The sequence below is a fragment of the Mesorhizobium sp. M0968 genome, assembly GCF_040319065.1.
Classification (GTDB): domain Bacteria; phylum Pseudomonadota; class Alphaproteobacteria; order Rhizobiales; family Rhizobiaceae; genus Mesorhizobium.
The window spans coordinates 76,660-96,306 of sequence record NZ_JAMYNL010000012.1 but is presented as its reverse complement, the minus strand read 5'-3'; the positions used below and the strand labels follow the sequence as shown (position 1 = coordinate 96,306).

General features: G+C 63.1%; 17 protein-coding genes. 11 read left to right on the top strand and 6 right to left on the bottom strand.

Annotation, left to right across the window (positions count from 1 at the left end; translation table 11 throughout):
- Positions 1-137 precede the first annotated feature (137 nt).
- Entirely contained in the window at positions 138-1,304 is a 1,167-nt protein-coding gene (locus tag NKH67_RS20890) for an acetyl-CoA acetyltransferase (protein WP_352501756.1), read from the top strand.
- A 25-nt stretch (positions 1,305-1,329) separates the two neighbouring features.
- On the top strand, positions 1,330-2,334 hold the full coding sequence (locus tag NKH67_RS20885) for an asparaginase (RefSeq protein ID WP_352501757.1): 1,005 nt from the start codon (positions 1,330-1,332) through the stop codon (positions 2,332-2,334).
- Here NKH67_RS20885 and NKH67_RS20880 read toward each other — a convergent pair.
- Positions 2,327-3,703, bottom strand: a complete 1,377-nt coding sequence (locus NKH67_RS20880; protein WP_352501758.1) for a TIGR03808 family TAT-translocated repetitive protein — start codon at positions 3,701-3,703, stop codon at positions 2,327-2,329. The two genes, NKH67_RS20885 and NKH67_RS20880, sit on opposite strands and share 8 nt — an antisense overlap.
- Positions 3,704-3,834: 131 nt before the next feature.
- On the opposite strand from NKH67_RS20880, the gene NKH67_RS20875 reads away from it, so the two are divergent.
- The gene (locus NKH67_RS20875; RefSeq protein ID WP_352501759.1) at positions 3,835-4,308 is read left to right on the top strand and encodes a GreA/GreB family elongation factor; all 474 of its coding nucleotides are present in this window, start codon (positions 3,835-3,837) and stop codon (positions 4,306-4,308) included.
- On the opposite strand, the gene NKH67_RS20870 is transcribed toward NKH67_RS20875, so the two are convergent.
- The 4 genes from NKH67_RS20870 to NKH67_RS20855 form a co-directional block, all read right to left on the bottom strand.
- Positions 4,305-4,691 (bottom strand): type II toxin-antitoxin system death-on-curing family toxin, encoded by a 387-nt coding sequence (locus tag NKH67_RS20870; protein ID WP_352501760.1) that lies wholly within the window; start codon positions 4,689-4,691, stop codon positions 4,305-4,307. The genes NKH67_RS20875 and NKH67_RS20870 overlap by 4 nt on opposite strands.
- Positions 4,688-4,918, bottom strand: a complete 231-nt coding sequence (locus NKH67_RS20865) for an AbrB/MazE/SpoVT family DNA-binding domain-containing protein (RefSeq protein WP_352501761.1) — start codon at positions 4,916-4,918, stop codon at positions 4,688-4,690. Before NKH67_RS20865 ends, NKH67_RS20870 begins: the two co-directional genes overlap by 4 nt.
- A 75-nt stretch (positions 4,919-4,993) precedes the next feature.
- Positions 4,994-7,117, bottom strand: a complete 2,124-nt coding sequence (scpA, locus tag NKH67_RS20860; RefSeq protein ID WP_352501762.1) for a methylmalonyl-CoA mutase — start codon at positions 7,115-7,117, stop codon at positions 4,994-4,996.
- The gene (locus tag NKH67_RS20855; protein ID WP_352501763.1) at positions 7,114-8,556 is read right to left on the bottom strand and encodes a methylmalonyl-CoA mutase subunit beta; all 1,443 of its coding nucleotides are present in this window, start codon (positions 8,554-8,556) and stop codon (positions 7,114-7,116) included. The genes scpA and NKH67_RS20855 overlap by 4 nt, the downstream gene beginning before the upstream one ends.
- A gap of 275 nt (positions 8,557-8,831) precedes the next feature.
- Between NKH67_RS20855 and NKH67_RS20850 the strand changes: the two genes are divergently transcribed.
- A complete protein-coding gene (locus NKH67_RS20850; RefSeq protein WP_352501764.1) occupies positions 8,832-10,364 on the top strand; it encodes a helicase HerA-like C-terminal domain-containing protein in 1,533 nt (510 codons plus the stop codon).
- A 154-nt stretch (positions 10,365-10,518) separates the two neighbouring features.
- Here the strand turns inward: NKH67_RS20850 and NKH67_RS20845 are convergent, their stop codons facing one another.
- The gene (locus NKH67_RS20845) at positions 10,519-13,380 is read right to left on the bottom strand and encodes an ATP-binding protein (RefSeq protein ID WP_352501765.1); all 2,862 of its coding nucleotides are present in this window, start codon (positions 13,378-13,380) and stop codon (positions 10,519-10,521) included.
- A 207-nt stretch (positions 13,381-13,587) separates the two neighbouring features.
- On the opposite strand from NKH67_RS20845, the gene NKH67_RS20840 reads away from it, so the two are divergent.
- From NKH67_RS20840 to NKH67_RS20810, 7 genes are all read left to right on the top strand, one after another.
- Positions 13,588-14,907 (top strand): epoxide hydrolase family protein, encoded by a 1,320-nt coding sequence (locus NKH67_RS20840; protein ID WP_502893781.1) that lies wholly within the window; start codon positions 13,588-13,590, stop codon positions 14,905-14,907.
- A 130-nt stretch (positions 14,908-15,037) separates the two neighbouring features.
- Positions 15,038-15,574: a hypothetical protein gene (locus tag NKH67_RS20835; protein ID WP_352501906.1), complete on the top strand. Its 537-nt coding sequence runs from the start codon at positions 15,038-15,040 to the stop codon at positions 15,572-15,574.
- Between the two features lie 47 nt (positions 15,575-15,621).
- Complete coding sequence (locus NKH67_RS20830) at positions 15,622-16,269, top strand: cysteine hydrolase family protein (protein ID WP_352501766.1); 648 nt, start codon at positions 15,622-15,624, stop codon at positions 16,267-16,269.
- Positions 16,270-16,490: 221 nt separating this feature from the next.
- Complete coding sequence (locus NKH67_RS20825) at positions 16,491-17,147, top strand: VOC family protein (RefSeq protein ID WP_502893785.1); 657 nt, start codon at positions 16,491-16,493, stop codon at positions 17,145-17,147.
- Between the two features lie 91 nt (positions 17,148-17,238).
- A complete protein-coding gene (locus NKH67_RS20820; RefSeq protein WP_352501768.1) occupies positions 17,239-17,991 on the top strand; it encodes an SDR family oxidoreductase in 753 nt (250 codons plus the stop codon).
- A gap of 46 nt (positions 17,992-18,037) precedes the next feature.
- Positions 18,038-19,099 (top strand): alpha/beta fold hydrolase, encoded by a 1,062-nt coding sequence (locus NKH67_RS20815; protein WP_352501769.1) that lies wholly within the window; start codon positions 18,038-18,040, stop codon positions 19,097-19,099.
- Between the two features lie 55 nt (positions 19,100-19,154).
- Positions 19,155-19,574: an Ohr family peroxiredoxin gene (locus NKH67_RS20810; RefSeq protein WP_352501770.1), complete on the top strand. Its 420-nt coding sequence runs from the start codon at positions 19,155-19,157 to the stop codon at positions 19,572-19,574.
- The last annotated feature ends 73 nt before the right edge of the window (positions 19,575-19,647 follow it).

Sequence of the window (19,647 nt, the reverse complement as noted above, 5' to 3'; positions counted from 1 at the left end):
CAGGCACTATGACCAGATCATCAAGATCAAGCGATTGTGCGGTTCTGGCCCCTTCGCGAGGCCGGCAGAACGGTGCTTGAACAATGCTGATGCGCGCGCAGTATCGCGTAGCCCCGGTCCACAGGATGGAGATCGCCATGACAGCATGCATCGTCGGCTGGGCGCATTCGCGCTTCGGCAAGCTCGAAGGCGAGACGCTGGAGGGCCTGATCACCAAGGTGGCAGTCGAGGCGCTCGATCATGCCGGCATCGGTCCAGATGACGTCGACGAGATCGTGCTCGGCCACTTCAACGCCGGGTTTTCCGCCCAGGATTTCACCGCGAGCCTGGTCCTCCAGGCCGACGACCGGCTGCGCTTCAAGCCGGCGACCCGCGTCGAGAACGCCTGCGCCACCGGCTCGGCGGCGGTCAGGCAAGGCATCCGCGCCATCGACGCCAATGCCGCCCGTATCGTGCTGGTGGTCGGCGCCGAGCAGATGACGACGACGCCCGGTCCCGAGATCGGCAAGAACCTGCTCAAGGCCTCGTATCTGCCGGAGGACGGTGACACGCCGGCAGGTTTCGCCGGCGTCTTCGGCAAGATCGCCCAAGCCTATTTCCAGCGCTACGGCGACCAGTCGGATGCGCTGGCGATGATCGCCGCCAAGAACCACAAGAACGGCGTCGACAATCCCTACGCGCAGATGCGCAAGGATTTCGGCTACGAGTTCTGCCGGCAGGAAAGCGAAAAAAACCCCTTCGTCGCCGGTCCGCTGAAGCGCACAGACTGCTCGCTGGTGTCGGACGGTGCCGCCGCGCTTGTCCTTGCCGACACGGCCACGGCGCTGAAGATGCGCCGCGCCGTCGCCTTCCGCGCCAATGAGCATGTGCAGGATTTCCTGCCGATGTCGAAGCGCGACATTCTCGCCTTCGAAGGCTGCGAGCAGGCGTGGAACCAGGCGCTGAAGCAGGCGGGCGTGACGCTCGGCGACCTGTCCTTCGTCGAGACGCACGACTGTTTCACCATCGCCGAACTGATCGAGTATGAGGCGATGGGCCTGGCAAAGCCGGGCGAGGGCGCCAAGCTGGCCCTGGATGGCGAGACGGCGAAAAACGGAAGGCTGCCGGTCAATCCGTCCGGTGGACTGAAGGCCAAGGGCCACCCGATCGGTGCCACCGGCGTATCGATGCATGTGCTGAGCGCCATGCAGCTTGTCGGCGAGGCGGGCGGCATCCAGGTGCCGGGAGCAAAACTCGGCGGCATCTTCAACATGGGTGGTGCCGCGGTCGCCAACTACGTTTCCATTCTTGACCGGATCAGATAAACCCGCCCGCATTGCGGGAGGTGACATGACAAATCCGGTTCTGGTCGAAGTCTTGCGCGGCGCAATCGTCGAGAGTGCCCATCGCGGCGCTGTTGCCGTTTTCGACGCCGACGGCAAGCCTGTCTGGGAGATCGGCGATACGGCACAACCGGTGTTCCCGCGTTCGGCGGTCAAGGCGATCCAGGCGCTGCCGCTGGTCGAGAGCGGCGCTGCCGATGCCTACGGCTTCGGTGATCGGGAGCTGGCGCTGGCCTGCGCCTCGCATTCCGGCGAGCCGCCACATGTCGAGCTGGCGCGCGCCATGCTGGCGAAGGCCGGCCTGGACGAGACGGCACTCGAATGCGGCGCGCATTGGCCGTCGAGCCATGGAGCGACGTTGGCACTTGCCCGCGCCGGCAGCGTGCCGAACGCGCTGCACAATAATTGTTCCGGCAAGCACTCGGGCTTTCTCTGCACCTGCGTTCACAGCGGCATCGCCCATCGTGGTTACGTCAAGGCTGGCCATGCCTCGCAGGAGATGGTGCGCGAAGCGATGCAGGCGGTGACCGGTGCTGCCCATGACGCCGATCACCGCGGCACCGACGGCTGCTCGATTCCGACCTATGCCGTGCCGCTGCGCAGCTTTGCCCTTGGCTTTGCCCGCATGGCGACAGGTGCCGGGTTCGAGCCGGTGCGCGCCCGGGCGGCGAAGCGGCTGCTTTCCGCCTGCATGGCCGAGCCGTTTTTCGTCGCCGGCACGGGCAGGTCCGATGTCGCGATGATGGACGCCGCACCGGGCCGGATTTTCGTCAAGGGAGGCGCCGAAGGTGTTTTTTGTGCAGCCCTTCCGGAGCTTGGCCTTGGCATCGCGCTGAAGTGCGACGATGGCGCCGGCCGCGCCGCTGAAGTGATGGTCGCGGCCGTGCTGGCTAAGCTTTTGCAAGCCGACCAGGCGCTCGCAGCGAAACTGACCGAACAGGCAAATCCGCCTATCGAGAGCCGGATCGGCGCCAAGGTTGGCGCGCTCCGGCCGACGGCCACCTTCAACTGACGTGGTTGCGCTCGACGGTCAAATGCGCATAGCCGGCATTGCCTGATGCAGCGAGGTCGCCGGTCACCGGCTCGGCCCAGCGTTGGCCGACGATCGCGCCGTTCTGGACTCCGTCGATGACATTGTCGGAGATGATTGCCGTTCCGGCACCTTCGACCACGGTGACGACGATGCCGGTCCCCGCCTTGCGGATGACGTTTCCCGTGGCGACCACATTGCGCATGAACGGTCCCCAGCCGATCTGCATGCCGTAGAGCGGCGCATTCTCGATGACGTTGCCGGAAACGGTGGTGTCGGCCTCGACGCTAATGCCGACGCCGAAGCCGGGCGCGTCGGCAGGGTAGGGGCCGCTGGTCGACAGATTGCGGACGATGTTGCCGGAGCACACGCCCATGCGGCCGCCCTCGTTGAAATTGACGATCGAAATGCCGTTCGCGGCGCCGTCGACGATGTTGTTGCCGATGACGGCGCCTTCGAACGAGAATTCGGAATACACGGCCGTCTCGCCCGAACGCGAGCAGGTGTTGCCGGTGACTTGCAAATTGCTGGAAGTGTTGGCGCGGATCGCCGAGAACGCGCAGTCCGAGACAATATTGCCGGAGATGATGACGTTGCCGGCGCGGAACGCATTGATGCCGTTGCCGTTCTGGCCGGCTCCGCCGCTGCGCGCCTGGATGCGCTCGATCCGGTTGCCGCTGACGATGGTGCCGTCTTCAGCCGCCTGCCAGCGGTGCACGAGAATGCCGCCATTGGCGCAGTCGGAGACGCTATTGCCTGATATTTCCAGGCCATCGGCCTCGACCGAATAGATGCCGGCATCGGCCGCACCGGATATCTCCGAGCGCTGGATTCGGCCCCAGGCGTGCTCGAGCGCCAGACCGTTCTTGCCGCTGCCGGTAAGCTGGCAATTGTCGACGACCAGATGGGCGATGCGGCGCAGATCGAGCAGGCCTTGCGTGTAGTCGCCCATCCAGCGGTTGCAGCCATCGAACACCAGCCCGCTGAGTTCGATATGCTCGGCCTGGTCGGCCATGATGAGATGGCCATTGCCGCCATAGACGATCCGCGATGCGCCCGGCACGCCGGACAGGCGCACCCGGCCGGGCAGCGACAGGTTGGAAACGATATAGATCCCCGGCGGCAGGAACACCGGCATGTCGCGGTCGTGCGCGTCGCGCAGCAGCTTGGTGAAAGCCTTGCTCTGATCGTCAAGCGCACCGGGCCGGACGCCGAGCTCGGTCGCGTTGATCGCGCCACGCATCGCGGCTTTCTCGATGCCGGGAAGGTTTTTCGCCGCTGCCTTGCCGAGCGAAAGCCCCATGACGGCAAAGCCGGCGGTCTGCGCAAGCAGCGTTCGTCTGTTCAACATCGGCACAGATTCCTTGCGTTCAACGGTCGCGCCGCAGGATTCGTGCCAGACAGGATCGGCCCGGATCGGCTCCGACGTCGGTTCGCCGGCTACGGCTTGTGGAGTCGTCGCGTCAGGCATAAGTTCGATAAATGAGCAGGGCTTTCACCCGCGAGGAAGACAGCGAAAACGCCATCGCCGGCATCGGCGAGCGGCCGATCAGTCATCACCGCAATCTGGTGACGGAACGCGGCCTGACGCTGATCGATGCGGAGGTGGCCGCTCTGCGCGACGAACTGGGCAGAGCCGAAAAGAGGGCCGACCGCGAGCGCATCGCGCTGGTGTCGCGTGATCTCCGCTACTGGACGGCGCGGCGCGAAAGCGCCGAGCTTTCGGTGCCGGAACCGGGCAGCGACATGGTTCGCTTCGGCATGGGCGTCACGCTGGAAAGCCACGACGGCAAGAAGGTGCACTGGAAGATCGTCGGCGAGGACGAAGCCAATCCCGCTAAGGGGACAATTTCTCATATGTCGCCGATGGCGATGGCCTTGTTCGGCAAGAAGGTCGGCGAAGTTGCCGTGGTCAATGGCAAGGAATGGGAGATCGTCAAGCTCTCCGACAGTTAGTCTTCGAGCTTGACGACATGATCGCGGAAGAACGCTGAGGCGCCGGCCTCGTCGATTTCGCCGGCGGCGACCATCATGACCAGTTGAATAATGTCCGCCTGCTCGGCTTCGATGCTCAGCCCGTTGAAATAAAGGAACAGATCGGCCGCCGCAAAAGCCGTGCGCTTGTTGCCGTCGACGAATGGATGGTTCTTGGCAATGCCGAAAAGATAGGCGGCTGCGAGTTCACAGAGATCGGGCTCGCCATAGATTTCTCTTTGCTGCGGCCTGTAAAGCGCCGACTCCAGCATTCCTTGATCGCGGATTCCCGCTGCGCCGCCGTGGAGGCGCAACTGCTCGGCGTGAAGCGCCTCCACGAACTCCCTCGAATGATGCTCGGTCATTTTGCGAGCGCGCGGTAGGCAACCTCGTACTTCTTCATCCGCTCGCGCGCGATCTTCATCTTGCGCTCGAATTCTTCGGCAGTGTCCTCGGTGCGGCGCAGGCGAAGCTCATCGCCCTCCTGGACGATGACGATGCTGTCGCCGGCCTTCAGGTTCATGCGGTCGAGAATTTCCTTCGGCAGGATCACGCCTTCGGAATTACCGATCTTGCGAATGGTCGTGTTCATGGTGAGACATCCTGTTGCAACGCTGATTATAACCAACCGTGTTTCTGTTGCAACAGACATTATAACAACAGCGCATCAGCCGACCTTAAGCAGCCGGTCCATCAGCCGCTCCGCCGCTTCGGGGATAACCGTGCCGGGCGGGAAGATTTCAGTGGCGCCTGCCTGCCGGACTGCGTCGTAATCCTGCGGTGGAATGACGCCGCCGGCGACGATCAGCATGTCGTCGCGGCCGAGCTTCTTCAGCGCATGCTTGAGTTCGGGAATAAGCGTCAAATGGCCCGCAGCCAGCGACGAGGCGCCGACGATGTGCACGTCATGCTCGACGGCCAGCCTGGCGATCTCGTCCGGAGTCTGGAACATCGGCCCGACGGTGACGTCGAAGCCTAGGTCGGCAAAGGCGGTGGCGATCACTTTCTGGCCGCGATCATGGCCGTCTTGCCCCATCTTGGCGACCAGAATGCGCGGCTTGCCGCCGGACTTTTCCTCGAACGCGACGATCTTGTCCTGCAGCCGGTCGACCACCGGATTGTCGCCGAGCGCGTTGCGATAGACGCCGGAGATCGTCTGCACCGAGGCGACATGGCGGCCGAAAACTTTTTCCAGCGCCAGCGAAATCTCGCCGACCGTGGCGTTGGCGCGTGCGGCCCGGATGGCGAATTCCAGCAGGTTTCCGTTACTCCCGGCAGCACGGGTAAGCGCATCGAGCGCGCTCTCGGCGGCAGCGACATCACGCGTGCCTTTCAGCCGCTGCAGCTTCGACAATTGCCGCGCCCTGACTTCGGCATTGTCGATCTTCAGCACGTCGACTTCGATGTCCGTGCCGGGACGGTGAGCATTGACACCGACCACGATCTGTTCGCCGGAATCGATGCGCGCCTGGGTGCGCGCGGCAGCCTCTTCGATGCGCAGCTTCGGTAGACCCTTTTCGATCGCCGCGGCCATGCCGCCGAGCCTCTCGACCTCCTCGATATGCGCAAGCGCACGCGCCGCCAGATCATGTGTCAGCCGTTCGACATAGGCGGAGCCGCCCCACGGGTCAATAATGCGCGTCGTGCCGGATTCCTTCTGCAGGATGAGCTGTGTGTTGCGGGCGATGCGGGCCGAATGGTCGGTCGGCAGCGCCATTGCCTCGTCGAAGGAATTGGTGTGCAGCGACTGCGTATGCCCTTGAGTGGCGGCCATCGCCTCGATCATGGTGCGGATGATGTTGTTGTAGGGATCCTGCGCCGTCAGCGACCAGCCCGAAGTCTGGCAATGGGTTCGCAGCGACAGCGAGCGCTCGTCCTTCGGCGAAAAGTTCTTCAGCATCAGGCTGGCCCACAAAAGGCGCGCTGCTCTCAGCTTGGCGACTTCCATGAAGAAATTCATGCCGATCGCCCAGAAGAAGGAAAGGCGCGGCGCGAAACGGTCGATGTCGAGGCCGGCCGCGACGCCGGCGCGGGCATATTCGATACCGTCTGCAATCGTGTAGGCGAGCTCGAGGTCCGCCGTCGCTCCCGCCTCCTGCATGTGGTAGCCGGAGATCGAGATCGAATTGAACTTCGGCATGTGCTTCGACGTGTAGGAAAAAATGTCCGACACGATCCGCATCGAAGGTTTTGGCGGATAGATGTAGGTGTTGCGCACCATGAACTCTTTCAGGATGTCGTTCTGAATGGTCCCGGTGAGGTCCTTCTGCGCAACGCCCTGTTCCTCCGCCGCCACAATATAGAGCGCCATGATCGGCAGCACCGCGCCGTTCATCGTCATCGATACCGTCATCTCGTCAAGCGGTATGCCGTCGAACAGCTGGCGCATGTCGAGAATGGAATCGATGGCGACGCCGGCCATGCCGACATCGCCGGCGACGCGCGGATGGTCGCTGTCATAGCCGCGGTGCGTGGCGAGATCGAAGGCGACCGACAGGCCCTTCTGGCCGGCGGCAAGGTTGCGACGGTAGAAGGCGTTGGACTCTTCGGCAGTCGAGAAGCCGGCATATTGCCGGATCGTCCAGGGTTGCTGGACGTACATCGTCGGATAGGGGCCGCGCACGAAAGGCGGCAGGCCCGGATAGGTATCGAGATGTGGCAAGCCCTTGAGATCGCCCTGGTTGTAGAGATGCTTGACGGCAATGCCTTCCGGCGTCATCCGCTGGCCTTTGATCTCGACCGGCGCCCGCCGGGGCGGCGACCAGGCGATCTGGCTGAAATCCGGGATCATGGTACGGCTCCGATCGACTGATCGATGCGGATCGGAAATAGCGGCTCGCATACCGCAACGCCTTCGGTGAAGGCAGGCCGCCGCTCAGCCGCCAGCGTCTCGACCGGACGCTCGGTCTTCGACGGGTGCAGCGTCGTGCCGACGATCGCCCGTTCGCCGGCCTGGTAGGCTGTGTTGCGGCGGGCGGAAGCTGCCTGGACGCGCCTCTGGATGTGCCCTTGCTCAAGGCTGGTCAGCACGCCGCCTTCCGCCTCGATCTGCTGGAATTCCTGCCAGGCCGCCGCGCAGAGCTCCGCAGTCAGCGCTTCGACGGCGCCCGAACCGCAAACCGGATCGGCCACGTGGTCGATATGGCTTTCATTGGCCATGATCAGTTGCGCGTTGCGGGCAACGCGGCGAGCAAAACCCGCGGGTAGGCCGTGCGCGATCGTGTGCGGCAGGATGGCGATCGAATCCGCGCCGCCGGCGGCAGCCGCGAAAGCGGCGATGGTGGTGCGCAGGATGTTGGTTTCCGGGTCGGCCGCCGTCATCATCCGGAAGGAGGTTTCGGCATGGATGCTGGCGGTGGAGGGCGGTATCGAGCAGGCCTCCTGGACACGCGCCCACAGCCTGCGCAACGCCCTGACCTTGGCCGTCGAAACGAACTGGTCCTGGTCGACGCTGAGCGCAAAACCGATATGCGGCGCCGCGTAGACGAGCGGCTGGCGCGCTTTCTCGAACAGCCTCAAATAGGAGACGGCCGAGGCGAGCATGGTGCCAAGCTCCTGCGCCTCGGTGGCGCCGGCATTGTGGAATACCCGCCCGTCGGCCTCCAGCAGCACGCCGGGCACACCCATCGAAAAGAAATGCGCCAGCGACTGCGGCATCGAAGCCTGCAAAGCCTCGATCGACATGCGCAGCCTGCCGGTCCCGGCAAAGATCGCCGCCGGATCGATGCCGAAGGAGAGGTTGAGCTTTGCCGGGTCGGAGCGGCGCTTGGTCAAAAACGCCACCAGCCAGTCGGCCACGGCACGGCTCCAGGGATGGGCGTCGATGCGGATCTGGATGCGGTTGAGCGGCACGCCGTCGAGCACGCCCTCCAGCGCCTCCGCCGTCCTCGGCAAGCCATAGCCGAAGGCGTTCGGCGCACCCTCGAAGACAAGCGACAGTCCGGTGGCACCCTGCGCGACGTCTTCCAGCGCCTGCGCACTGGCGCGGCCTACGTCCGGATCGTCGATGCGCTGGCTGACGATCCACGGTGATCCCGGGTTGGCGCGCACGACAGGCTCGGCGGTTACCGAACGCTCATAGAGCGGCTCGATGCGGATGGCGTCGTCCGTATGCGAGACGAGCTTTTCCTCGAAGGACCCGCCGGCCAGCGCCTTCTCCGCCAGCGCCAGCCATCGTTGCCGGTCGGCGTTCGGAAGTTCGGCATCCTGGGTCAAGGCACCGGCGCCCATCGGTTCTCCTCGTTCTAGCGGCCGCAGCGGCCGACTATGTCAGTCTACGGTCCCCGGCCCGATATCACAATGCAGCACACATGCCGTGCAACACGCCTTCCGTGATTGTGACCGTCAACCGATTGCCAAACATGGGCAGGCTCCGCAAGCTCCAAAAGCCATTTTCGACAACGCCCATTGTCGCTGCGCAACGGCCTCACTATACCTGCGGCGGGGTTCCCTTTTCTTCAAGGGATCAGGGCATTCAACCCTATAGGTTTGCGGAGACCGCACACATGGCCGACGATACCAGCATCTTCATAGGGGCCAGCCGCAAGCCGGACGACAGCTATCAGCGGCCCGAACAGCTTTTGCTGCAATATGGCAATCGTCACGGCCTGGTCACCGGCGCGACCGGCACCGGCAAGACGGTGACCCTGCAGATTTTGGCCGAGGGTTTCTCCAATGCCGGCGTGCCGGTATTCTGCGCCGACATCAAGGGCGACCTGTCGGGTATCGCCATGATGGGCACAACGCAGGATTTCCTGGTCAAGCGGGCCGAGCAGGTCAAGCTCGATCCCTATGAGTTCCAGGAATTCCCGGTCATCTTCTGGGATCTGTTCGGCGAGCAGGGCCACCCGATCCGTGCCACCATCTCGGAGATGGGGCCGCTGCTTCTGTCGCGCTTGATGAACCTTTCCGAGGCGCAGGAAGGCATTGTGAACATCGCCTTCCGCATCGCCGACGAGGAAGGCCTTCTGTTGCTCGATTTGAAGGACCTGCAGTCACTGCTGGCCAACATCGCCGACCGCGCCGAAGAGATCGGCGCCCGCTACGGCAATGTGACGAAACCTTCGGTCGGCGCGATCCAGCGCACGCTGCTGGTTCTGGAGCAGCAGGGCGCTGCCAATTTCTTCGGCGAGCCGGCATTGCGGATATCCGACATTATGCGCACCACGCGCGATGGACGCGGCGCCATCAGCGTGCTCGCCGCCGACAAGCTGATGATGAATCCGCGGCTCTATGCGACGTTCCTTCTGTGGCTGATGTCGGAGCTGTTCGAGGAACTGCCCGAGGTCGGCGATCCCGACAAGCCGAAGCTGGTCTTCTTCTTCGACGAGGCGCATCTTTTGTTCGACGACGCGCCGAAGGTGTTGGTCGACCGCGTCGAGCAGGTGGTCCGGCTGATCCGTTCGAAGGGCGTCGGCGTCTATTTCGTCACGCAAAATCCGCTGGATATCCCTGAAACGGTGCTGGCCCAGCTCGGCAACCGCGTGCAGCACGCACTCCGTGCCTACACGCCGCGCGAACAGAAGGCCGTCAGGACGGCGGCCGAGACGTTCAGGCCCAATCCCGACTTCGACTGCGCAACCGTGATCACGCAGCTCGGCACCGGCGAGGCGCTTGTCTCGACGCTGGAAGCCAAGGGCGTGCCGTCCATGGTGCAGCGAACGCTGATCCGCCCGCCGTCATCGCGCCTTGGCCCGATCACGCCCGACGAGCGCCGCAAGCTGATCACCGAGAGCCCGGTTGCGGGACAATACGATCAGACCATCGACCGCGAATCGGCGTTCGAGATGCTGCAGAAGAAGGCCAAGGACGCCCAGGAGGCACAGGCGCAGCAACAGGAAAGCGGCCGTTCGCGCTGGACCATTCCCGGCTTCGGCAATGACGATCCCCAGCCGACCGGCGGCCGCCGCGCGCCGCGCCCCTCCAACCGTCAGACCGTTGCGGAGGCGGCGATCAAATCCATCGTGCGCTCGGTCGGCTCGTCGGTCGGACGGGCGATCGTCCGCGGGATTTTGGGGAGCTTGTCCAGGGGCAGGTGAGGGGCATCGCACCGAAGGGCGGGCATCTGTGTTGGCAAATTCTGTCTTGCACATCAAGTGCCGGTGGCCAGATCTGAAGGACAGCGGACGGCGGCTATGCGCCCATAGCTGCCGTCGGACCGTCTGCAAAAGTGTAAACGCGTATCGGCGGTAGCTAGTTCAGCGTCGCCAACAGGCGCGCGGCAGCCTTCAAATCTTCCGTACTCGCGCCTTCTACGAAATGCTCCGCAACCGATTGCAAGAGCTCGCGAGCGCCGTCGATCTCGCCTCGCGCGGCCATCAACGTTGTCATGTCAATTGCGGTTCGCAGCTCCCATGCCCGCGCGCCCTGACTCCGGCTCAACTCCAGTGCCTGCATTAGGTATGCGCCGACCTCGTCGCGATTGCGTCCCGACAGTTGTTGGAGAAGAAGGCCTCCCTTCATCCGCAGCAACTCCGGAAGGTACAATTGGTCACCGTTCTTTTCGACTTGACCAACTGAATGAGCGATCAGCGCGGCTGCTTCGTCGACCTGACCGATCGCGGATAGTCCTCTAACCAGCGAGAGGTTGAGCTCGGTCGTGAGCAATTCGTAAGGTGCTGCGTGGAGCTTTTGGAGAGAACTCTGGAGGCCCCCGACCCCACCTGTCGCATCCCCGTGCCGGATTGCGACTTCGCTTTTGAATCCCCGACCGACCAGCAGATAAGGGGCCATGGAATGGGACTCGGCGCGGGAAATCAGCATGTCGATGTGTGCCTCCGCGCTCTCCAGTTCCCCGGCCCACAGGAACACCGATATTCCCCAGATCAGGGCGATCGCCAGAGTCAGCGAGTGGTCCATGGCGGCGGCCTCTTCGACGGCCTGTCGAGCACGTTCCATGGCTTGGTCCGGATGGCCTTGCAGCCAAAGGTTCCTCGCCAGGATAGCCTTGGCCAGGATTTTGCCCTCGAAACCGAGATAGACCGTTGTGGTTCGCTGAGAGCGTGGCCCACGATCCAGCGCTGCCTCAAGCTCCGCGCGGGCTTCGGCCAGGTCACCACGAAGGTGAAGCGATATCCCCAGAATGGTATGCGCCAACGCAATCGCGACCGGATCCTCCAGGGTCGCGGCTATGGCTGAACAGCGTTTTGCAAACTGGAGGGCGGTCACGAAGTTGCCTGTCCGCAGGTGGAACATGTTGAGCGGACCCAGCAGGCGCACTTGATCCAACGTATCACCGCGTTCTTCGGCGATCGCCAGGCTTTTCTCCAGGGCGACGCGCGCCGCATCACGCCCTCCCCGCATGAACATCAGGGACACACCCAAGGCTGCCTGGAGATGCATCTCGTCAAGTCCGCCAAGAGCGGCATCGTCGAGAGCGAATATCGCGCGTTCTGACCAGCGATGACACTCCGGCAACAAGGACATCGCCAGGAAAACAGGCGCGGCAGCAGTGGCAAGTCCGATGCCGATATCGGCGTTTCCGCCCTCGCCGAAGCACCATTCCAGAGCGGCCCGCACATTGTTGATGGCGGCGAAGTGAGGAGCCCGCTCCTCGCCGGTCGCCAGACCTGGCCACTCGATACCTGTTTGCTCAAGCCATCTTCGATAGTAGGCGGCGTGGCGCACCGCCAGATCGGCGGCCTCGGCGTCATCTATGCTGATATCGAGGACGTAGGCGCGCGTGGTATCCAGGAGCCGATAGCGCATCATCGCTCCGAGCGGGCGCGTCGCTATGATCGACTTGGCAACAAGACTATCCATGGCATTAAGAACCGTCGATCTGTCGAGGGCAGCGCTTGTGACGACTTCCAAGACCGCATCGAGCGTGAAATGGCCAAGGAATACAGCGAGCCTGCGAAGCACTGCGCGCTCCAGGTCGGTAAGTAGCCCAAAGCTCCAATCCAGCGTGGCCTGCAGGGTCTTTTGACGCGGTGGCGCGGTCCGCGATCCCAGCCACAGCAAAGTCAGACGTTGATCGAGAAGCGCGGCGGTTTGTTGCAATCCATAAGACTCGACCCGCCGGGCCGCCAACTCGATTGCAAGCGCCACACCGTCAAGCTTTCGACAGATGCTTGCGACGATCAGGGCCTCCGCATCGCTGACATCCAAGCGCGCGCCACTTGCCACCGCGCGCTCCACGAACAGTTGAATGGCCGGGAACGTCTGGACAACCGCCGCCGTAAGCCTTGGGTCGTCCGGCGGACAGGCAAGGGCATCCAATCGGTAGATATGCTCGCCTTCGACCCGAAGCGCTTCGCGACTTGTTGCCAGAATGTGGACCTGCGACGCCGCGTCGATGATGCTTGCGGCCAGAGGCGCCACCGCATCGACGAGATGCTCGCAGGTATCGAGGATCAAAAGCATCCGCTTGTTGCGCAGGTAGGCGATCAGATTGGGCGTCGCGTCACTCGATTGAACCGACAGCCCAAGCATGGAGGCAACGGCTGTCGTCACCAGGTCGGGATCGCCGAGCATTCCCAGGTCGACGAACAGCACAGCGCCCGCGAAGGCGTCAATGAGGTGATGTCCGACCGCGATCGCGACGGTGGTTTTGCCGACGCCGCCCGCGCCAACGATTGTGACGAAGCGCGACGCATTCAGTCGAGCCGACAGCTGGAGAACGTCGTCGTCCCGGCCAACCATTCGGCCCAAGCGGTTCGGAAGATTCGCGTGCGGAAAACTGGCGGCAGCTGCAGGCTCTTCATCGCGCGGACCGCCGATCTGCGAGACGGGCGCGATGAAGCAATAACCCCGCCCTGGTAGTGTCGCGATGTATCGTGCGCCGTCCTTTCCGTCACCCAGCGCCTTGCGGAGCCTGGTCATGTGAAACCGCAGGCTGCCTTCCTCGACTACGACATCGGGCCAAACCCGCGACATCAGATCCTTTTTGCCGACGATTTCATTCGGCGTGGAGATCAGGGCAATGAGAATGTCCAGTGCACGCGAGCCCAGCGCCAAGGGAGCGCCGTCTTTTGTGACGAGCCTTTCGCTCGCAACCAGATGGAAAGGACCGAACGACAGTCCGTCCTTGGCCTGACCTGCCACTATCGTCATGGCGCTTCTCTCGGAGCCGCCCGCCACCAAGCCGATAGTCTAAGTCAAGTACAACACCTGCACCATAGCGAACGGTGGCAGGACCCCGCTGCCCGGAGCCACCAGCGCTGACAGCCACTAACAGGGGGCTCACAACACATAACGGGCGATTCTCGTCCTGCGGGCGTAAGTTTTCGGCAGCACCGAGCACCCCCCGAGGAGAGACCCATGAATACGACCAAGACTCCCGAAGTAATCGATCAGGACCGCCGCCTGGTTTTGAGCACGGCCGCAATGGGCATAGCCGCCGTAGGTACTGCCAGCCTGCTCCCATCGGTCGCCGCAGCCGCGGGCGATGCGATCCGGCCCTTCAAGGTCAGCTTTCCTCAGGAGGAAATCGACGAGCTTAGCCGACGCGTCGCCGCGACCCGCTGGCCGGACCAGGAGAATGTGGCCGACGACACCCAGGGCGTCCAGCTCGCCACAATGCAGAAGCTCGCGAAGTACTGGGCGACGGATTACGACTGGCGCAAGATGGAGACCCGGCTCCATGCCCTGCCGCAGTTCATCACCGAGATCGACGGGCTGGACATCCACTTCATCCATGTCCGCTCCAGGCATGAGAATGCCTTGCCAATCATCGTCACGCATGGCTGGCCTGGCTCGATCATAGAGCAGCTGAAGGTCATCGAGCCACTCACCAATCCAACTGCATACGGCGGGACCGAGGCGGATGCGTTCCACGTGGTGATCCCGTCCTTGCCGGGCTATGGGTTCTCCGGCAAGCCGACGGCACCTGGCTGGATCCCTGCCCGTATCGCCAAGGCGTGGGCTACGCTGATGCAGCGTCTCGGCTACACGAAATACGTCGCACAGGGCGGCGACTGGGGCAACGCCGTGTCGGAGACGATGGCGCTGCAAGAGCCTCCGGGCTTGCTTGGCATCCACACCAACATGGCTGCCACCGTGCCCGCCGACATCTCGAAGGCGCTTGCCGCCAGCGGCCCGGCGCCCGCCGGCCTCTCGCCCGACGAGAAGCGGGCCTACGACCAGCTCGACGACTTCTATAAGAACGGGCTGGGCTACGCGATCGAGATGAACAATCGCCCGCAGACGCTCTACGGCATCGTAGACTCGCCGGTCGGTCTCGCAGCCTGGATGCTCGACCACGACATCCGCAGCTACGAGCTGATCGCACGCGTCTTCGACGGGCAAGCGGAAGGGCTGACGAAGGACGACATCCTGGACAATGTCACGATGTACTGGCTGACCAACACGGCGATCTCCTCGGCGCGGCTTTACTGGGACAACGCGCACCACCCGACGGGAGGCTTCTTCGACCCCAGGGGCATCAAGATCCCGGTCGCTGTGAGCGCCTTCCCGGACGAGATCTACCAGGCGCCGCAGAGCTGGGCTGAAAAGGCGTATCCGAAGCTTATCCATTACAACCGGCTCCTCAAAGGCGGCCATTTCGCAGCCTGGGAGCAGCCCGAGGCCTTCACCGCCGAACTCCGGACGGCATTTCGTCCGCTGCGCCAGCAAATCTGACCCCTGGCAGGGTTCCGCTTGCAGTCACACCTGCTCGACCGCCCAAGGCAACCCGATTGAACCCGGGACAAAGGAGAACGTCATGTCAGCAATCGCGCCATCTTCCGCATCGCACGAACCCATCACGAAGATGGCAGCCCCCGTCGAGGATCATGAGATCGTCGATTCAAGCTTTACGGCTATCATCAACGCGCCGATCGAGAAGATCGACATTCCCAACTGGTGCTTCGCGCTGTCGGAACATGAATATCAGGGGTGTTCGCCCGCCCACATAGCGGCGGGTTTCACGACGGCGCCGGATGGCAAGCGCATGTCGATCAATGTCGAGATCATCGGCGGCAGCCTGATGGTGCAACACTATGTCGAGACGCTCGGCCGCAAGGATCACCTCATCCTGGAGTCGGTTTCAGACCTCTTCACGCCTACGGGCCGCACCACGATCCATGTGCATTGGGAGCTGAGCGTCAAGGCTATCGACAGTCGCCGATGTGAGTTTACCAACCACGTCCGGTCCTGGGCCACGAAGGAATTCATGGCCTTCTTCGAGCGCCAGGGCATCCCGTTCGAGGTGCTTCGGTCACAGCGCCAGCCCATGTCGATCGCTCACAACAAGGGCGAGACGCCGCTTTTTGCGGCCAGCATCGAACGAGCCGCGCTCAGCAACTGAGCGGCAGCATCTTTCTTGTGATCTAGCCGCTCCATGGAGGAGGCACAATGACGAGGCACGCACATGACCGGGAGGTCACCGCACTTCTGGTGATCGATCCGTACAACGACTTCATTTCCGATGGGGGCAAGATATGGCCCCGCATCCGGGCTGTCGCAGAGGCGAACGGCTGCGTGCCTCACATGCTGCAAGTCCTGAATGCCGCGCGTCAAGCTAAGCTTCGCGTCTTCTATGCAATGCATCATCGATACCGTCCGGGCGACTATGAGACATGGACTTACGTCGCGCCCGTCCAGAAGAGAGCATGGAAGAGCAAGAGCTTTGAATACGGCACCTGGGGCGGCGAGATTCGGTCCGAGTTCGAGCCCAAGCCAGGCGAAACTGTCGCCACCGAACATTGGTGTTCCAGTGGGTTCGCCAATACGGATCTGGATCTGCAGCTGAAAAGGCACGGAATCCAGAAACTCATTGTCATCGGACTGATCGCACACACCTGCGTCGAAGCGACCGTTCGCTTCGCCGCCGAGCTCGGCTACGACGTAACCATGGTGAGGGACGCGACGGCAGACTACTCGGATGAGGAGATGCACGCGGCTCTCGACATCAACATGCCGAACTACGCCAGCGCGATTGTCACGACAGACCAAATCATCGACTCGATTTCTGCCGTCCAGACCTCGGCCGCCGAGGCGTAGTGATGATCGATCTCACACGCGAGGGAATGGCCAACCGTGCGCATCTCACTCTGCACACCGGCGGACCGTTTCCGTGCGCTCGATGCGTCAAAATACGTCGAAGAGAACTTGGCTCTGGCCGACATGCAGCAGAGAGATCCAGAACAGGCTCGGTCATTACGTGGCAACGATCGGGCAGGACCAGGTCCCACCCAACTGGAAAGAAAACGACCATGTCAGACATCGCAACGGCCCGTCAGGGCGAAAAGACCTCCGACACCGCAAGCGCACGTCCCGTCGACCTGAAGTTCGAGGTTGTCGTTATTCCGGTCGCAGACGTCGACCGCTCCAAGCAGTTCTACGAGGGCCTCGGCTGGCGGCTCGATGCCGACTTCGCGGTCGGCGATACGTTCCGGGTTGTGCAGTTCACGCCTCCGGGCTCGCCTGGCTCGATCCACTTCGGCAAGGGTGTCACCTCGGCCGCGCCGGGGTCGACACAGGGTCTCTATCTCATCGTGTCCGACATCGTAGCGGCGCGCGCCGAGCTCATCGCTCACGGTGCAGATGTGAGCGAAGTGTTCCACCGTGCCGGTCCGGGACAGCCTGCTGTCAATGGTCGGGACCCGGAGGGACGCAGCTACGTCTCCTTTGCAACGTTCAGCGATCCCGACGGGAACGGCTGGCTGCTCCAGGAGATCACCATCCGGTTTCCGGGCCGGATCGACTCGAAGGCGACGAGCTTCGCCTCCGAGGGCGACCTGGCCGCCGCAATGCGCCGCGCGTCGGTCGCCCACGGAGAGCACGAGAAGCGGACCGGCGGCCAGCGCGACGAGAACTGGCCGGACTGGTACGCCGAATACATGGTGGCCGAGCAGTCTGGCGAGGAACTGCCGCAGTAGGACGAGCTTCCAGACGGCGGCACACTGCCGCCGTATTCGTCCGCGGCCTGCGGAGATCGTGGCAACCTGACGGCCTTTATCGGAGGAAATCATGAGTACCGCAGCCATCCCCACTCAGCGCGAACCTGAACTTCTTGGCCAGACCGTCGTCGTCATCGGCGGTAGCGCCGGCATCGGTCTGGAGACCGCCCGGCGTGCCCGCGCCGAAGGCGCCCGCGTCATCCTCACCGGACGCAATCGCGACCGCCTCGATCAAGCAGCGCGCGAGATTAGCGCTGAGGGCACCGCCGCCTTCGACGCCAACGATGCGACCCAGCTGAAGTCGTTCTTTCAAGATCTGCCGGACTTGATCGACCATGTGATGGTTACTGCAAGCGCTCCCCATTATCGCTCACCCCTCGAAGTTCCTCCCGAGGAGGCACGACACGATCTCACGGACCACCTATTGCTCGCGCTCAATGTGGCACGCAGCGCCACTGGCAAGGTCGGGTCGGCCGGCTCACTGATATTCATGGGCGGCACGGGCGCACGCCGCCCAAAACCAGGCCTCGCGATCGTCTCGACGGTTACCGTCGCGTTCCCCGCGCTCATCGCCAATCTCGCGCTCGAGCTCGCGCCGATACGCGTCAACCTGATCGCCGCAGGCTTCGTCGACACGCCACTGTCGGCGTCGCTGCTCGGCGACAACCTCGACAAGCGGCGCGACGAACTGCGCGCGACGCTGCCAATCCGACGTGTCGTCGGACCGGCTGATGTCGCCGCGCTCGCCGTTCACATCATGAGCAACACGGCGCTGACGGGCGCGACATATGACGTCGACGGCGGCCAGCAGCTCGTCTCGTGACTACGCAGGAACAAAGCACATTGCCTCATCACAAAGAGACATCACTATGAACACGATCAGTGTTTGCGACAAAATCGATAAGCGCCGCCGTCGCCTGATCGGTGCAGCCGCAATGGGCATGACGCTTGCCGAACTCGGCATGACCGCGACAGCGAAGGCGGCGCCCAGCGGAGTCGACCAGACGACGGCGGCTGCGATGCACACGGCAAAGAACTCGTTCGGCGCACCCAGGCAGATCGATGCCGGTGTCCTTAATGTCGGCTATGCAGAGGCCGGCCCTGCCGACGGTCCGCCCGTTATCCTTCTCCATGGCTGGCCTTACGACATCCACACATATGTCGACGTTGCGCCCATTCTGGCGGCGAAAGGCCGCCGCGTGATCGTGCCCTACCTGCGCGGATACGGCACGACGCGATTCCTGTCGGACGAGACGATGCGCAATGGTCAGCAGTCGGCCATCGCTGCCGACATCGTCGCGCTGATGGATGCGCTGGGTATCGAGAAGGCGACGATTGCCGGCTGCGACTGGGGCGCTCGGACGGCGAACATCATCGCCGCCCTGTGGCCGGAACGCTGCAAGGCGATGGTCTCGGTGAGCGGCTATCTCATCGGCAACCAGCAAGCCGGCAAACTGCCGCTGCCGCCGAAGGCCGAGCTGCAATGGTGGTACCAATATTACTTCGCTACCGATCGCGGCCGTGTCGGCTACGAGAAATATACGCGCGATTTCGCCAGGCTGATTTGGCAGCTCGCCTCGCCGCAATGGAATTTCGATGAGCCCACGTTCGAGCGGAGTGCTGCGGCCTTCGACAATCCGGATCACGTCGCGATCGTCATCCACAATTATCGCTGGCGGCTCGGCCTGGCAGAAGGCGAGGCGCAATATGATTCACTGGAGCAGCGGCTTGCTCAGGCACCCGTCATCTCCGTGCCCACGATGACACTCGAGGGCGACGCCAATGGCGCGCCGCATCCGGACGCCAGCGCTTACGCCAAGATGTTTTCAGGCAAATATAGCCACCGGGTAGTCATGGGCGGCATTGGACACAACCTACCTCAGGAAGCGCCACAGGCCTTTGCCGACGCCGTTGTCGAGGTCGACGCGTGATCGAGTTCGCGGCGCCGCCCCTCCGGCAGGTACGACAACCACCAAAAGAATGCCTATGAACCCGATCGCAAGGGTTGTTTACACGGCCAGGACCGCAACCATAGGTGGCCGCGAGAATGGCGCCTCGCGCAGCTCTGATGGCCTTCTGGACATCAGGCTTTCCATACCCGGATCGGCGCGCATCGGCACCAACCCGGAGCAACTGCTTGCAGCCGGCTGGTCGGCCAGCTTCGCAAGCGCGGTTGCGTCTGTGGCTCACGAACAAAAAATTACGCTGCCGGCCGGAGTGAGAATCGATGCCGAGGTTGATCTGAATCTCGGGGACGACGGCTACTCTCTCAGCACTCGGCTCAACGTCAGCCTGCCTGGCGTGGAGTACAATACCGCACGAGCCCTGATCGACGAGGCGCACGACATTTGTCCGTACTCGAAAGCGACGCGCGGCAACGTGCAAATTGCGATCAACCTGCTCTGAGTGGATTGCATCGATCGTTGAAGCAATTGGCATGGCCAGGGTTACATTTTGGATCATTCCTTCTCGCCAAGGT